Source organism: Photobacterium makurazakiensis (genome assembly GCF_050336715.1).
Classification (GTDB): domain Bacteria; phylum Pseudomonadota; class Gammaproteobacteria; order Enterobacterales; family Vibrionaceae; genus Photobacterium; species Photobacterium makurazakiensis.
Window position 1 is genome coordinate 1 of sequence record NZ_JAKJSJ010000066.1, and the last position, 14,548, is coordinate 14,548.

Below are 14,548 nucleotides of genomic sequence, written 5' to 3' on the forward strand. Positions count from 1 at the left end.
ATGTTGAAACGATTAATTTTCCCTGTTGTTATCTTTTTAATTTCAACGGCTATTTTGTGGTTTTCGCCTTCAGTTAGTGAAACTTTTCGCCCAGCGGCATACAGTAACCAAGTATTTGTAAAAGCAGAAGTTCTAGAGGTTTTAACTGAGAGTACTCAATCCGATCATTTAGTACCTTCAATTAAGACAGGCCGCCAGCGGTTAATGGTCGAATTGCTCGATGGCGATGAACAAGGAAAGCAAGTTGAAGTCGAGAACCAGTTAAGCCGGTTACATAATGTCTATGTCCAAGAAGGTGATAGATTTATTATGCTGATCCGCGAGCAGGCGGGTCGTACAATCTACTGGCCATTTAACCATGACCGTTCATCAGCTGTGTATTGGATGATAGGGATTATCGTAGCTTTAACGGTTTTGCTCGCGGGTATTCAAGGCATTAACTCTGTTGTGTCACTGTACTTTACCGGAGCATTGCTGGTCGGTGTGCTGATACCGGCATTGTTTGCGGGAATGAACCCAGTGTTGGTGACTATTGGGCTAATGGCAATTAAGATCATTGTGAACTTCTTGCTTGTTGCGGGCTATAACAAAAAATCATTGGTTGCGATGTTAGGAACGCTTGCGGGGGTTATTGTTGCAGGCGTGATGGCGCAAATCTTTGGTGAAATGGCGCAGTTAAATGGCTTATACCTTGATAAAGGTGAAGACTTACTTTATCTAGGCGGGCAAGGGCAGATACAGGTTCGCTGGTTATTGTTTGTTGCCATTATGATATCGGCTTTGGGGGCAGTTATGGATGTCGCGATCTCAATGGTCTCGTCTTACCATGAGCTACGTGAAGCATCACCCGAGCAGTCTGAGAAAGATCGCTTGCTGGCAACGGTTCGAATTGGGCGCGATATTTTAGGCACAATGACGAATACCTTAGTATTGGCTTTTGTTGGCAGTGCACTCACTACCATCATGATGGTCTGGGGTTTTCAAATGCCGTTGATGCAGTTTATGAATATCCCCGCGTTATCACTGGCGATGATCCATGGTCTTGCGGGCAGCATCGGATTGATCATGACAGTGCCTCTTACTGTGGTTATTGCCAGTGTTATCTACCAGAGAGACGCTAATTAAAAGAGAAGCGCGGTGTGATTTACACACCGCGCTTTTATTATTTTCATTAACTTAGTTGTGTAACTTTACCCCATAAACCCTAGGTTCATAGTGCTAAAGTTGGCAGATGTCGTAGGAAATACCGTTTCTACCCCAGTATTACTGACACCAAACCATGTCGCTAATGTAGCAGCCATTTGTTCGTGCGCTAAGGTTGGAATGAGTCTCCCTTTACCATTATCGTCAGTACTGCCAACATTGAAGTCGGGATAAGCGCCGTAGCAGCCACCCAGTACACCACCACCCACGACGAGTTGATTACTTCCCCAGCCATGATCCGTACCGTCGTTACTGTTGTTGTACATGGTACGACCAAAATCTGACATGGTAAAAGCGGTGACATTGGGCTGGTTGGTACCAAGGGCGCGAGTAAACTCGGTTAACGCCGTATCGAGCTGAGTATATAGAGACTCATGCCGTGGTACTTGGTTGGAATGAGTATCATAGCCGCCTTGGTTAACAATAAACACCTGACGACCAACACTGCCCGATGCTATTGATGCATCAATGATGCGTTTAACCGCCGATAGCTGCGCGCCAAGTGAGCTGTTACGACTGATGGTAGGGTCGAGCGGTGTTGCTTCAATCAGTGAGCGGAAGTTGTTATAGGGGGTGAGGAAGTCCTCATGCTGTTTGAGATACTGCTGATGAAATGGCGATAGATACACTTCATTAACCATCTCAGTATATTCGCTTTCGAGTGTTGAAGAATCATTGAAAGCGTTAACTCCTGCAACAGAACCCTGCGTATTGGTTCGTAGATCACTGACATTAACCCCTGATAGCCAGCTATTACCGCCAAGCGATACCAATTCAGGGATCACACCACCTTGAGCAAGTAGATCCATCAACAAGCCCCCCCAGCCAAAGGCTGCATAATCATTATTATGCCAAGCGCTCTCCCACGCATATTGCTGTTTGGAATGGTTGAATAATCCAGTTGGGTTGGGAGCACCGCTGCCAGCTGGGCCGACAAGGGGGCCAATATTGATGAGCCCAGCAGCCATGCCTTCTTGGAACAGCGATTGTAGTCCTGGCATATTGGGGTGTAGACCAATTGGTACGCCATTGTTATCTGTTTTTCCTGTCATCAGCAGGTTGGCTTTGTCTATTGCGATATTAGGGCGACGGGCAGCATACCTGCCGTACATATCATCATCACCCGCCATCACCATGTTGAAAGAGTCATTACCACCACGTAGGAATACGCAAACAAGCGCTTTATAGTCTGTTGCTGCATAGGCTTTATTACTGAGCGTAAACGCCATTGGCAGCGTACTTGCCCCTGTCATCAGGGCACTGTGTTGTAAAAATCGACGTCTCGATAATTTCATCATCATTACTCCTGAATTTGAAATTCGGGTGACATAGCTGCCATCCAGAAAACTTTGTACATGTTTTTATGATTGCTTTTTGACATTGCATCGTAAATGTCACTTAAGCGCTGCTCTAATTGCGGTGTTAACTCGCCATCAAAGAGTGTGTTGGCGAGTTGGTCAAGAAAGCCCTGTTTGTCATCGGCTGTCCAAAGTCCGGTAAATGCAGAGTAATTCAGAATCAGCCGATTATCGGCAAGCCCAGTTACATCGCCATCAAGCGTTGTGTCGCTTTTTAGTTTGCGGTAAATAAGGTTAGATAAATTGGGTATTTCAGCAGAGGTATATAACGCAAACTCTGGGCTAATTAGGTTGTTATCTTCGAGTGGGCCACTAGGAGTGTAATTTGCGGGAAAGAAGTTGAACACCGAAGGTGCGCTTAGTGGACCTTGTGAAAAACGGTGACCCTCTGGGGAGTATTGACTGTCGTACCCATAGCCGAGTGAAGTATCACGGTGGTGTGGGTAATTATCACCCATTTCACCATTAAACGCGCGGTATAAAGCTGCGGTAGTGAGAATAGGCTCACGAGCTTTAGATACGGTTATTGGGTCGAAGTCATAAGGTTGTGGATCGGTGAGAATGGCTTTTACTACTGCACCGAGATCACCTTGGGTACTGTTAAAGACCCTAGCAACACGATCAACATAATTTTTGTCAGGGTTAGATGTCACCAGTTGTTTGATCAGGTGCTTACTAACGAACACTGCCGTTTCACGTCTTGTCACCAAAATATTAAGTAACCTTTCAAGCTCTTCATCGGCTGTTTCATTTCCGGGGAAACTTTTGCCGAGAATGCGCTTGGGTTCAGAGTCGTGATTTTCAGCCGTGACCTCCATCGGACTTAATAAGCCGTTAACCTCATCCCAGCCAGTAAATAGCCTTGCGAGCTCTTGAACATCTTGCYCGGTATAGGCTGGAATGGGGGCGCCAGTTTCTTTATCCTTCTTGGTGAGCCCTCTATAAGATGTWTTCCATTCCCCTAAAGAAAATAACTGTAATAATTCACGGGCATAGTTTTCGTCTGGGTAACGATTTTGCTCTGGATCTGGCGGTAGATTGCCTGCCATTGTTAAGAATCGCCCCATTGCGGGCGAGTAGGTGACATCACGCATTAAATCTTTATAGTTTCCGAACGCATGCTGTACCAGAATATCGTAATAAATGGCCAACCCTTTGGCGCGGTCATCGCCTGATAGTCCTGCATCGTTTTGAGATACAACAACCAATTGACTTAGTGCGAAAGCGACTCGTTGGCGCAACTGGTCATCGCTATTGAGGACTATTCCCCACCATGCATTACCACGATAATTACGGTGTTCTTGAATGCCTCCACCGATCTCGCCACGGATAGTTTGAACACGCAAATACTCATCGAGATGATAAGACGGTGGTAGGGCTATTTGTTCATCAACCCACTGCTCGGCTGTTTTTCCTGTTAGTTCATTGATAGCCGTTTGGGTTGGACCAAATGTCCCGCGCTCTAATAGCCGGGAGGCATTTTGAAAGTCGAGTGGAGGAGCTATATCAATAAGTTCAAATTGTAGGCTATAGGTATTATCCGGACTCCAAAATATATTTTCAGTTGTTGATTTTATCGGAAGGATTGTATCATCAGCTTGTAACTGGCCGATAAGCACATTTACGCTTGTGTTATTAATGCATTGGGCAATATGAAATGGCCATTGTGATTTTCGGTTATGCCTTTTCTTTTCGATTTGGCATTCGAATTTTTCAATAGTGTTACCATCTTTAATTACTTTTACATCAACTGAGTATGGGAAATAGTTGTAGTTTATTGCCCGAGTGACGCTACCATTGTCAATCAAATCAACAGCGTTTGCATTTAATGCAATAATTTGAAAGAGTAAAAAGCCGATAGCATTCCTCAAAAATCGAATATTTTTGAAAAACATCGTGTTTACTCCATAGTTGTTTTAAATCAACATGTTATTGTATTGCTCTTCCTTGGTGGAATTACAATGTTTGTTTGCTAGCTATTAGTCCTGAACGAAATAGGACTATTAATTAACTTAGCAAAGATTTATTTTTAATTAAGTTTGAGGTGTTATTGATAACCTATTACTAGGTGTTTTATTGGTAATCTGTGAGCTTTATTCAGAATAGGAGAGAAACGGAAGGGGTAACTTCCCTTTTGGGAATATATCAGCTTCATATTTAAGCTACTTACAGAGGTTGATATATTATCTCTTTCAAGGGTTAAAGGGAGAAATATAATTGCGGTCAGTACCTTAATGGGTACTGACCATAATATAACCTCAATGTTTTAGTCAATAATTTGTCGCTTTATGACTAAAACTCGGCATTAACCTGAAATGTCATTCTTTCATGGGTGATAGGATGATCCAGAATTAAGGTTTCGGCATGCAAATGCAGACGTTTTTCTTTCTTTCCATAAAGATCATCACCAATAATTGGCATCTGTAACCCCATAGGGTGTGCACAGTGAACTCTTAGCTGGTGAGTTCGGCCTGTTTTCGGAGAAAGGTACACCTTGGTACGGTTATCTTTACGCTCAATCACTTTCCAGGTAGTTTCTGCAGGCTTGCCGTGTTCAAAACAAATTAGTTGGCGTGGTCTATCGTCAAGATCGCCACGCATTGGCAGTGAAATACGACCTTCATCTTTTTCTAGTAAGCCATCAATTAAGGCGACGTAGCGTTTTTCTACTGTGCGTTGAATGAATTGCTTCTGTAAACTCTTGTTCGCGCGTTTGCTAATCGCTATCACCATCAAGCCTGATGTCGACATATCTAAGCGATGCACAATCAATGGGCCAGTTGCATCGGGAAATAGCTGCTTCATGCGGAAGTAAACAGAGTCTTCGATGGTTTTGCCCGGAACGGATAAGAACTCTGCGGGTTTATGTACGACAGCCATATCATCATCTTGGTAAATGATGTCAACGGTTTTGCCTTCTGCAGGGTTCTTCAGTAGTGGGTTCTCATCCACCTCTAGCCCTTCCAGCATATGGGTTAAAATAGGTTGGCACTTGCCTTGGCAAGCAGGGTAGAAGTTTCTGTGCTGCCTGATAGATGACTTTGGCGGTAAACCCCACCAAAATTCGGCAAGTGCGAGTGGTTTCAGTCCCCATTTGTACGCATATTGCAACAATTTCGGTGCTGCACATTCTCCAGCTGCGGCTGGTGGAACACCTTGGGTAGTATTGGCAAACAATTCACCCAGATTTTTTTCTTGTCCGTTGGCATTAAGAAAGCGGTATTGATCAAACAGTTTTTGCTGTAGCCCTGAAGACTGTGCTTTACGAGCAGCTTTTAGCGGCGTGATTTCCGCAACAATCGTATCGAGTTCAAGTTGAATTGTTGTGATACGAGCTTCCCAATGCAGCTTTAAATCGCGAAGTTGTAGTTTTTCAATCACACTTTCTTGGCTTAATTGCTGTTTTAGTGCTTGGCGTTCGGCCTCGGGTAGCTCAGCCGAAGCCGTACGCTTGGCTTTTCTGATCTTACGACCTTCAACCATATTGCTGCGGTGTAGCTTCAGTGCATCATCACTTGATTGTTTTTCTTGCTTCAAAGTTAAACGAAGACGAGTTAATGCAGGGTTTGATTCCAGCGCTTCAATTTGAGCGTTAATCTGATTAATTTCGGCTTGTTCTGCTAAAAAGAAACTGTCTTCTGCCAACATGTCAAAAACGGGGGGCACAAAGTGCGGTAGCAGATTTCTATCGGCCATTTTACCGGAAAACGCAGAGATGTAGCCTAGCTCGCCTTTAGTGTTTTCGACTAGTAGTACGCCAAACATTTTACCAATGGCATTTTCTATATCGCCGTCTAAGCCGAAGTTATGCTGCCATTCTGATTGCGTGTGTAAATGCTGTTGTAGCTCTTCGGCGGCCAGCAGACAAAGTGGGTGAGGTTCATAGTAAAACGGGTAGGTGAACCGCTCAGGCAATGTGTATTTATCAATAGAAGTGTTAAACGGTGTAAAACAATGGGCTGGGCTGTGCATATGGTGATCTATATAAAACGTTGAGCCCTAAGAGCACAACGCTTCATGGGCATTAAGGCGGGCAATTCTAACTGTTAAGCGCAGTAAGGTCACTACTCAATACTTTTAAGTTGGTAAGGTATTGATTCTATGGTGCGTGTATTTGGGTTTTACAATGAGGATTAATATGAAATAGATGGAAAATGGATGCTATCAGTATGAATAGATAAGCACTGAGAGCATAAGCATTTCAGCTTAGAACATATAGGCTAAGCGGTAGATCAAGATATCACCGTAACCATTAGTGGCAATACCTACCTAGAAAAAAACAAGAAGAGTGTTTCTTTTATCTTCGTATCTTGGTCTGAGCCCCGTTAGGAATACGAGGCTTATTAGTACGTAGATAATACTGTGTGGTGATTAAGTGGTGTGGGTCGGTATAATATCGTAACGTAGCTTTAGTGCTCGCTGAAAAGGTTAAGATTAAGTACGCCTTATCATTAATTCAGGTGCTAAGCGTATCGGTGATGGCGATTGTGTATCGTTTGCCCATAACGCTTCTAAATATTGAAGGGCTTTTTCTGCGATGGTATGAACGGGTTGAGCAATAGTGGTTAGTTGATACCCTTGCCACGATGCCATCGGCACATCATCACAACCGACAACATGCAGCTGCCCAGGTATATTGATACCGTTAACTTGATTACAGCTGTCGATTAGCCCGAAAGCTAATGCATCCGAAGCACAGAACGCTCCCTGTAATTGTCGTATCTCTTCGCTATGGCGTACCCCGACCTCAAACCCTGCACTGTAACCATAGCGGCCAGCAATAAAGATATTATGAGCATTTATACCTGCGGACTCTAATTCAGCGCGAAAGCCATCATGGCGAGCATTAGAAGCTTCACCGTCTTCACGGCCTGCAATATAGCCTAATTGTGTTAGCCCTTTTGATAAAAGGTACTTAGCCGCTAATTTTCCTGCAAGGTGGTTATCGGTTTGAATGGATGGGATCACATGCTGTGGGTCAGAGCGCCCCAATGTTACTAAGGGTAATTTCAATTTAAGGCATTGCTCGAAGCTTTGTGTTGGTAACGAACCAGCGACGGCAATGACACCATCAACTTGATAGCCAGATAGCCTTAAAATTGCGGTATCAAGATCTGTCTCGTTATTAATGTTGACGAGCACGGGCATTTTACCGCTGTTTTGCAGTGCAGCTGAAAGCACTTCAAATAAGTAAGATTGATAAGGATTAGAAAAATCACTTATCAATATCGCTACAAGATGAGATTTGGCCTTCTTCGACGGTGTACTTAATGTACGGGCAAATAAATTGGGCTGATAACCTAACTCTTTTGCTGCATCAAGTATGCGGGTTTTTTGTTTCGGAGCAATGCTAGCCCCTTCAGTAAAGGCCCTCGATACCGAAGAACGAGAGATCCCAAGGTGGTTTGCAACATCAGACGCTGTAACTTTTTTCATACTAATCAATCAGTAACTTTTTCAAAGGCGACGTAGGAGGAAACGCATAGATTGGACCTGTGTGTTTGAAATAGGGGGCAGTATCAAGGCCTGTTTCGTTGCAGATAACTTGAGCCGCCATAGCATCCCATACATTGACTTCACCAACATAGCACCCATCAAGCTCGCCGCAGGCAACCTGAGTCAGTGACCAAGCTGCAGAGCCAGACATCCGAATTTGATGACCGTTGTCTATCATACGTTGTGTTTTTAGAATGAAATCTTCTGGTATGCCAGCTTGGTAATTTAAATTCAGTCCAACGACTAACTCGCTATCACCATTATCTTTCACTTCGAGGCGTTTACCGTTTTCAAAGCAACCTTCACCACGTACAGCGTAAATGGTTCGACGATGGGCTGGCGCACAAATGATACCAATGGCAGGACCTTGTTCATCCACAAAAGCCATGCTGATAACGAAATCGGCAATACCATATAAAAAGTTAGTGGTGCCATCAATTGGGTCGATGACCCAGCATGGTGGGGTTAGCTCCCCGCCAGACTCTTCACCGAGAAAGTGGTGAGAAGGAAAGGCTGCAGAGAGTGATTGTTTAATGAAGGCTTCAACATTACGGTCAGCTTCTGTTACCCAGTCTTGTAAGCCTTTTGATTCTCTCTCGTATTCATCTCGTTGTTCAAACGCAGCTATGGCTACATGGGCCGCTTGTTCACTGATAGCTAGCGATGTTTTTAAAATCTCATGCAACATTGGTTTGGGCCTCTGGGTTGTGTAATGTTTTAGTACTCATTGATGCCGATGCTAATGACAGGCGAAGACCGTCATGAGCGACAGAAGTATTTGGCTTTGATTCACATTGACGCTTAAGTTCAGCGCGGCATTGCGGGTCTATATGATAAAGGAAGCAATGCGTCTCAGTGCTGAAGGGGAGTTGGCAAATATCTTGCCAAGCACCGTGGCTCTCATGTGAAAGTAGGTATTCACATTCAAGAAAAGCAATGTCTGCTTGAACCGCTAACGCTTCACCTTCCGAGGTTAACCGTCCATCTCCCGAATAAAAGAAAGCATGTCGATCATTAGTAAGATAAAGGCTGAGATTGCTAACAGCATGCAGAGTAGGGCTTGTTTGTGCCGACCATGGACCAATATCAGTAATTGTGAGTGAATCCACCCATTCACATTCAAAATTAAGGCTGGTTTGTGGCCAGCTGGCAAACTGTAATAATGACTTAAAAACGGGCCACTGTGTTTCTTGACCTATAATGGCAAGTGGCTTCGTTCTGCCCTTTGCATTCATCCAATTAACGAGGGTTGTCAGCCCTAGGCAGTGATCTGGGTGGGCATGGGTCAGATAAATCGCGTCGATGGTATCTTCATTCATGCAAGGCTTATTAGCCCCTGTCTCATCAATGTTTTTGTCGGTACTTCCTGCTAAAACCTCGGCAAAAAAAGCCTGTGGAACAGTTGGTCCACAATCAATCAATAAGGTGAAGTTATCTTGAGTTACTAGCATTGAGGCATTGGTGTTTTCGCTGTCGTAGGCATCCCCACAGCCAAGCATATTAAGCTGCATTTAACGCCTCGCTTGCGTTGTCGATACGAAGATCATTAGCATCAAACCAATGTTGAATGGATTGCGATAAGCTAATTGGGATCTCGTCACCAACCTGAAAGATCTCTTGCGACTCGATAGTAAATTTCTGTCCAGCAATCTTGCCATAATACAGACGTGCATGACCTAGTGGCTCAATGACTTCAACGGACATTTTTGCATCAAAATGAACATGATCAACTGCGACTTGGTTAGGTCTGATTCCTAGTGTAATCGGCCCGTTGTAAGCAATAGTATTGGCACTGTTAAATAGCCCGATTTGGAATAATTGGTCTTGGTTGTTACCTTTAAGGAAGTTCATTACTGGCGTGCCAATGAACGAAGCAACGAAGCGATTTTTTGGCCGCTGGTATAATTCTTCAGGCGTACCAATTTGCTCAATGTTTCCTTGGTTTAGTACAACGATGCGATCAGCCAGTGTCATTGCTTCAACTTGATCGTGGGTGACATAAATCATTGTTGAATTAAGCTGCTGGTGGAGTTGCTTTAGATAAATACGCATTTCACCCCGGAGCTTGGCATCAAGGTTTGATAGGGGTTCATCAAACAAAAAGAGTTCTGGATCGCGAACAATGGCTCGCCCGATAGCAACGCGTTGTCGCTGTCCGCCGGATAATGCACCCGGTAAGCGCTCGAGGTAAGGTTCGAGCTGGAGGTTCTTGGCGGTTTCTGCGACTTTTTCATCAATAATGCTTTTGCTCATTCCAGCCATTTTTAATGGAAAGGCCATGTTTTTCCCCACAGTCATGTGTGGGTAAAGTGCATAAGATTGAAAAACCATAGCGACTTCACGCTCCGAAGGGTGAACATGATTGAGCAGCCTGTCGTTCAGCGAAATTTCACCTTTAGTAACCGATTCAAGGCCCGCAATCATTCTTAACAGTGTTGATTTACCACAACCAGAGGGGCCGACAAATACCACAAACTCACCGTCATTGATGGTCAGGTTTATATTAGGCATGACAACATGGTCGCCGTAGGCTTTTGAAAGATTTTTAATTGTTAACTTAGTCATTATTTAAGCCCCATTGAGAAACCACGTAGAAGAAACTTTTGCATGTAACCTGCCAGAGCAAGCATTGGTAGCGATGAAATAATGCCAACCGACATTAGCTCTCCCCATGCTGTGCCATCTTCCGTCATGAAATTTGAGATGAATAAAGGAATGGTGAATTTATCAGGTGTGTGGATAAACAGTAGTGAGAACAAAAACTCGTTCCAACCTAAGATGATCGAAAATATTGCCGTTGCGACCAGTCCGGGAGCACATAGCGGAAAGACGATATAGGCCAATCGCTTGAATAGGTGTGCACCATCCATCGACCCTGCTTCTTCTATTTCGAGTGGAATATCACGGATAAAACCAAGCAACATCCAAATACAGAATGGCAATGTATAGATTTGATACGACAAAATCAGTCCCAGCTTACTGTTGAGAAGACCGATTTGGTTCATGAGTGAATACAATGGGATTGCGACCACAATCGGCGGCATCATTTTGATAACCAGAACCAATAATAAAAATACGCTGTCGAGTTTTGCTGGAAACGAATAACGTACTAATCCATAAGCAGAGAAAAAGGCGATTGTTAAAGAAACTGCTGTTGCACATAGTGCAATGACGACTGTATTAGCGACTAGAGTTGTGACATTTCCTCCCCATAAATTCGAAAAGGATTCAAAACTTATTTCGCTGGGAAATAACTGAGTGCTGGCCATTAGAATTTCATTTTCAGGTTTAAACGCTGTTCCAAACATCCAAATAATGGGCAACATAAACAGGCCAACGGCGGAGTAAACGAGGAAAAGGTGTAGATAGCGAGGCATTACTTTTTACTCCCAACAACTTTTTTTGCGTAGAACATGGTCATTGCAATAGAGATCATGAGCATGACTAAAGCTGCAGCGCTGGCCATTCCCAAGTCGAAAAAACGAAAGCCATATTTATAAACAAACATCGACAGAGTCTCAGTGGCATTACCTGGCCCCCCACCAGTCATGACATAGACTTTATCGAATAGTTTGAAGGTATCAATAGAGCGGAGCAGCATAGCCAGCATCAGTTGTTTTTGGATTAAAGGAAATGTGATGTAAGCAAAAGAGCGAAACCCTTTTGCACCATCAACCATTGCAGCTTCGTGAATATCCTTAGGAATAGACTGCAAACCCGCAAGAATGATCAGAAAGGCCATAGGGGTCCATTGCCAAGTGTCGACTAAGGCAATAGCATAGAGAGCAAGGTTCGGATCGAATAGCCACTCCATAGCGGGTAGGCCTATTTTTACAAGGGCGCTATTCAGTAAGCCAAAATCGTAGTGATACCAAGAGCGCCAAATAGAGGAGCAAACCAATGTAGATAGCATCATTGGGTAGATAATCACGGGTAAAGCAAAGCGGCGCCCAGGGAATTGACGATTAAATAGTAGCGCCAGCCATAAGCCTAATAATACTTGAGCGGTTGAGGCAACAACTGTGAAAACGAAGGTGTTTTTTATAGCACTGATAAAAAAGAAGTCATCGAATAATTCAATAAAATTGGCCAAACCAACAAATTGATATTGTTTATTCACATAATCAACATCGCCGAATGCATTAATTAATACGGTAGCGATAGGGTAGAGTGTCAACAAGCTTAAAATAATCAACGCTGGTGATAGCAGTAACGCCAGTTGTTTACGATTTTCAAATAGCATGATAAAACCTGATATCGGCTCTGGCATACAGCATGGTGTTTGCCAGAGCCCGTTTTTATAGCGAATAATTGAACAGTTACAAGTTCAGTAGCTGAACGATGCTACCTATACCCTAATAGAGCGGCTAATACGGCGCTGAGCCTGTTTAAGCGCTTGTTCCGCAGTCATTTGGCCCATCATAGCCATTTGTAAAAAGTCACCGAGGATACTTTCGACTTCTGCCCAATTTTGAATGCGAGGGCGAGCTTTGCCTGTTTTTAGCGCTTCGACCTGTTGTGGATACCAACGATATTTAGCGGTTACTGCATCATCGAGATACACACTTTGACGCGTCGGTGGCATACCATAATCAAGGGCTAATGTTTTTTGAATTGCCGGGCTGGTGGCAAAGGCGATAAAGTTCTCGGCTGCCTGCTTATTGGTAGAGTCTGCAGGTACGGCAAGTTGCCAGATACCTAGCATGGGTGACGGTGAGCCGACTTCTGCTGGTGGCGCCATGATTTCCATATCACCAACTACCGTTGATAACTCAGGGTTATCCAAGTTAGGTACCCAGGCTGGCCACACTTCAATCGCCATTGCAGCTGTGCCTTTTTGCAGGGAATTACGCACTTCATCGGCGTTGTAAACGTCAACACCACGAGGTGCGTACTGCTTCATTGCTAAGAAGGTTTCTAGTGCTTGTATCGCTTCTGGCGTATTGAGCGTTGCATTACCTTCACTATCAACGACATCAGCACCATAACCCCATAAAATAGGCAAGAAGCCTGTGACGATAGGGTTGCCTTTCACACCACGAAAAACTAATCCGCTATTATTTGTATTCTTATCAATCTTGGCAGCCGCGGTTAGTACATCTGACCATGTTTGTGGTTTTGACAAATCATGTTGACTAAATACGGCTTTGTTCCAAGCAAACATCGCTACGTTACCGACCATCGGAATGGCATAGGCATTGCCTGTTGCATCAGGGTAACGGCCGATATCAAAGGGGGCTTTTACAAAATCAGGATCTTCAATTGCTTCAGAAAGAGGGGCTAGCCAATTATTAGTTAGAAATTCAGGCGCCCAAGTATCATCCATTAAAACTACATCGTAGTTGCCTGTTTTCTCGCGCATAGACAACACAATACTTTCATACAGGCCACTGCTTGGTCGTTGAACAAGCGTAATATTAGCGTCAGTATTTACTTTTTTATATTCATTAACGATGTGCTGAAGTGCTTGTCCGTAGCTGCTATCGCGGCCTGCGATGACCAATTCAGATGCTATTGATGTCATTGATGTACTGAGAAGTGCTGCCGCTACGAGTGTTCGTTTAAACATGACGAAAGTCCTTGTATGTAAGTTTATTTGCACGCGCGTTCAATTCGATGTGATTAATCTAAATGCGAAAGATGTAATTAACGTGACAGGAAAGTGAAACTAATAATAATGGGGGGAGGTGTCAGTGTTGAATAAGCAAGTTATATTGAAACATTTTCAAAGTGTTACTTTGAGGATATTAAAGTGTAATCATGAAGCGATTAATATTGCACGCGAGTTCAATGCTGGTGTATAACGGCGATCGTCGTAATCGTATTATGCAGTCCTCGACGATCACCGCGGCTCGTAATTCAATAAATTACATCATTGGTACCAATGACATAATCAGCAAACTCGCCATAGAATAATTAAACCATCTCACGCGAATTGGGTCTTGCAAAAAGCTTTGTAGCTGTTTGCCAGCCACGGTCCATATACTCACGCTAGGGATGTTTACGATAGCAAAAACAGTTGAAATAATGATGATCCCATACCAATCGTTGCTCGTGTTATACACGCTGATGGTAGTGAGAGCCATCGTCCAGCCTTTTGGGTTTATCCACTGAAAACTGGCAGCTCCAAGAAAGCTCATCGGCTTGTAATTGGGCGTATTTGCGCCGTTCGATTTACTCAATGCAATTTTAGCGGCTAAGTAGAATAGGTAGGCAATGCAGAGAACTTCAAGTGTTTGCTGAATGATAGGGTAAGCGTTGAAGAGTCCTGTTAAGCCAACCCCGACCAAAATGACCATGAAGCTAAAACCAAATATGATTCCCAGCATGTGAGGAATAGTTTTAAAGAAACCGACGTTAGCGCCAGAGGTCATGAGCATAATGTTGTTTGGCCCAGGGGAAGCTGTCGAGACAAAAGCGAAAGTTGCGAGGGCGATAATTTGTTGGTATTCCATAGCTTGCTCATTTAGTTGTGTTTCATTACGTTGTAT

General features: G+C 43.8%; 12 protein-coding genes. 1 reads left to right on the top strand and 11 read right to left on the bottom strand.

Annotated elements, in window-relative coordinates; genetic code table 11:
• Positions 1-1,125 (top strand): YibE/F family protein (locus tag L4D09_RS23775; RefSeq protein WP_428460023.1); only part of this gene is annotated, 1,125 nt, incomplete at its 5' end.
• A 65-nt stretch (positions 1,126-1,190) separates the two neighbouring features.
• On the opposite strand, the gene L4D09_RS23780 is transcribed toward L4D09_RS23775, so the two are convergent.
• The 11 genes from L4D09_RS23780 to L4D09_RS23830 form a co-directional block, all read right to left on the bottom strand.
• Positions 1,191-2,501 carry a DUF1501 domain-containing protein gene (locus L4D09_RS23780; protein WP_428460024.1) on the bottom strand — a complete coding sequence of 437 codons (1,311 nt, stop codon included), beginning with the start codon at positions 2,499-2,501 and terminating at the stop codon, positions 1,191-1,193.
• Positions 2,502-2,503: 2 nt separating this feature from the next.
• Positions 2,504-4,456: a DUF1800 family protein gene (locus L4D09_RS23785; protein ID WP_428460025.1), complete on the bottom strand. Its 1,953-nt coding sequence runs from the start codon at positions 4,454-4,456 to the stop codon at positions 2,504-2,506.
• Between the two features lie 397 nt (positions 4,457-4,853).
• Positions 4,854-6,533, bottom strand: a complete 1,680-nt coding sequence (locus L4D09_RS23790) for an RluA family pseudouridine synthase (protein WP_428460026.1) — start codon at positions 6,531-6,533, stop codon at positions 4,854-4,856.
• 462 nt (positions 6,534-6,995) lie between these two features.
• Entirely contained in the window at positions 6,996-7,997 is a 1,002-nt protein-coding gene (locus L4D09_RS23795) for a LacI family DNA-binding transcriptional regulator (RefSeq protein ID WP_428460027.1), read from the bottom strand.
• A gap of 1 nt (position 7,998) precedes the next feature.
• Positions 7,999-8,745: an inositol monophosphatase family protein gene (locus L4D09_RS23800; RefSeq protein WP_428460028.1), complete on the bottom strand. Its 747-nt coding sequence runs from the start codon at positions 8,743-8,745 to the stop codon at positions 7,999-8,001.
• On the bottom strand, positions 8,735-9,568 hold the full coding sequence (locus L4D09_RS23805) for an MBL fold metallo-hydrolase (protein ID WP_428460029.1): 834 nt from the start codon (positions 9,566-9,568) through the stop codon (positions 8,735-8,737). Before L4D09_RS23805 ends, L4D09_RS23800 begins: the two co-directional genes overlap by 11 nt.
• Entirely contained in the window at positions 9,558-10,622 is a 1,065-nt protein-coding gene (locus L4D09_RS23810) for an ABC transporter ATP-binding protein (RefSeq protein ID WP_428460030.1), read from the bottom strand. Before L4D09_RS23810 ends, L4D09_RS23805 begins: the two co-directional genes overlap by 11 nt.
• Positions 10,622-11,434 (bottom strand): carbohydrate ABC transporter permease, encoded by an 813-nt coding sequence (locus L4D09_RS23815; RefSeq protein ID WP_428460031.1) that lies wholly within the window; start codon positions 11,432-11,434, stop codon positions 10,622-10,624. The genes L4D09_RS23810 and L4D09_RS23815 overlap by 1 nt, the downstream gene beginning before the upstream one ends.
• Positions 11,434-12,300, bottom strand: coding sequence for a carbohydrate ABC transporter permease (locus tag L4D09_RS23820; RefSeq protein WP_428460032.1), 867 nt, complete (start codon positions 12,298-12,300; stop codon positions 11,434-11,436). Before L4D09_RS23820 ends, L4D09_RS23815 begins: the two co-directional genes overlap by 1 nt.
• 105 nt (positions 12,301-12,405) lie before the next feature.
• On the bottom strand, positions 12,406-13,626 hold the full coding sequence (locus L4D09_RS23825) for an extracellular solute-binding protein (RefSeq protein ID WP_428460033.1): 1,221 nt from the start codon (positions 13,624-13,626) through the stop codon (positions 12,406-12,408).
• Positions 13,627-13,924: 298 nt separating this feature from the next.
• A complete protein-coding gene (locus L4D09_RS23830) occupies positions 13,925-14,512 on the bottom strand; it encodes a LysE family translocator (RefSeq protein ID WP_428460034.1) in 588 nt (195 codons plus the stop codon).
• Between the last annotated feature and the right edge of the window lie 36 nt (positions 14,513-14,548).